This window comes from Streptomyces sp. NPDC002044, assembly GCF_040296725.1.
GTDB lineage: Bacteria > Actinomycetota > Actinomycetes > Streptomycetales > Streptomycetaceae > Streptomyces > Streptomyces antarcticus.
Window position 1 is genome coordinate 1 of record NZ_JBEOXU010000310.1, and the last position, 1,988, is coordinate 1,988.

Annotated in this window: 1 protein-coding gene; it reads left to right on the forward strand. The window is 74.9% G+C overall.

Annotated features, from left to right (window positions below; all coding sequences use genetic code 11):
• Positions 1-1,988, forward strand: a 1,988-nt coding sequence (locus ABT106_RS31835) for a condensation domain-containing protein (protein WP_351284505.1), incomplete at both ends; no start/stop codon positions are given.

Genomic DNA, 1,988 nt, shown 5'->3' on the forward strand with positions numbered 1-1,988 from the left:
AACCTCCACTACACCGGCCGCACCGACACCCAGATCAAAATCCGCGGCTTCCGCATCGAACCCACCGAGATCGAAACCGTCCTCACCACCCACCCCCGGGTCGCCCGGGCCACCCTCGTCCACGCCACCGACCTGACGGCCTACGTCACCCTCACGCCCGGCCCCGGTCTCGCCCCCGCCGCCCTGCGGAGCTGGCTGCGCGAGCAGTTGCCCGAGCACATGGTGCCCGCACGGTTCGCCGTCCTGGACCGGCTGCCGCTCACCGCCAACGGGAAGATCGACAAGCGGGCGCTGCCCGCCGTCGAAGCACCGCTGACCACGGGGGGCCGCCAGCCGCGGACCGAGCTGGAGGAGATCGTACGGACGCTGGTCGGCGAGGTCCTGGAGGCCCCCGTACCGCTGTCGGTCGACGACAGCTTCTTCGACCACGGCGGCCACTCCCTGCTCGCCGCCCGCCTGGCCAACCGCATCGGCGCCACCCTCGGCGTCACCCTCACCCTCCGCGACGTCTTCCAGCACCCCACGCCGGCGGCGCTGGCGCGGCAGATCGGCGCCGCGTCGGGCCGGCCCGTGCTTGCGCCGCTCACCCGTGCCGCGGTGCGGCCCGAGCGGCCGCCGCTGTCCTTCGCCCAGCAGCGGCTCTGGCTGGTGTCCGGGCTCCAGGACGGGGGGACCTCGTACAACGTGCCGATGGCGGTCCGGCTGGACGGGGTGGCGGACGTCGGGGCGCTGCGCGCCGCCTTCGGCGATCTGGTGGGCCGGCACGAGCCGCTGCGGACCCGGTTCACCACCGTGGACGGTGAGCCGCGGCAGGTCGTCGACCCGGCCGGCGAGGCGGTCTTCGAGGTCCGTGCGGTCGCGCCGTCGGAGCGGGAGGCCGAGCTGCTGGCGGCCGCCCGGCACTCCTTCGACCTGGCCGCGGAGCATCCGCTGCGGGTGACGCTGGTGCGGACCGGGGAGGCGGAGTCAACCCTCCTGGTCCTGCTGCACCACATCGCGACCGACGGGCAGTCGCTGCGCCCGCTGTTCGACGACCTGTCCGCCGCCTACGCGGCCCGGCTGGCGGGCCGCGCCCCCGACTGGGCGCCGCTGCCCGCGGACTACACCGACTACGCGCTGTGGCAGCGGGCCGCGCTGGCCGACGGCGGGGCCCTGGAGGAACAGCTCGCCTACTGGAAGACCGCCCTGGCGGGTCTGCCGGAGGAGCTCGGGCTGGTCCACGACCGGCCGAGGCCCGCGGTGGCGGGGCAGCGGGGCGGGGTGGTGCACGTCGACTTCGGGCCGCACCTGCACAAGCGGATCGTGGAGCTGGCGCGCGCCGAGCGGTGCACGCCGTTCATGGTGCTTCAGGCGGCGCTCGCCGCCCTGCTGACCCGGCTGGGCGCGGGGACCGACGTGCCCCTCGGCTCGCCGGTCGCGGGGCGCTCGGACGAGGCGCTGTCCGCTCTGGTGGGGTTCTTCGTCAACACCCTCGTCCTGCGGACCGACACCTCGGGCGATCCCGCGTTCCGGGAGCTGCTGGCCCGGGTGCGCGCCGCCGACCTGGACGCCTTCGCCCACCAGGAGGTCCCCTTCGATCTGGTGCTGGAGGCCGTCAACCCGGCTCGCTCGCTGGCCCGGCACCCGCTGTTCCAGGTCTGCCTGGCGCTGGAGTCGGGGCCGGCCGTGGCGCCGGACCTGCCGGGCCTGCGGGCCGGGGCCGCGGAGCCGCTCGTCACGGGGGCCGTCAAGTTCGACCTGGAGTTCCTGCTGCGGGCCGAGCCGGACGGGCCACTGACGGGTGCGGTGCTGTACAGCTCCGACGTGTACGAGGCGTCGACGGTCGAGCGGCTGACGGAGATGCTGCGGCGCGCCCTGGAACACGTGGTCACGGCTCCCGACGTACCGCTGTCGGAGCTGGAGTTGCTGGGTGAGGCCGAGCGGCGTCAGGTGCTGGAGGAGTGGACGGGCACGCGGGCCGACATCGGCGCGGCGACCCTCGTCGACCG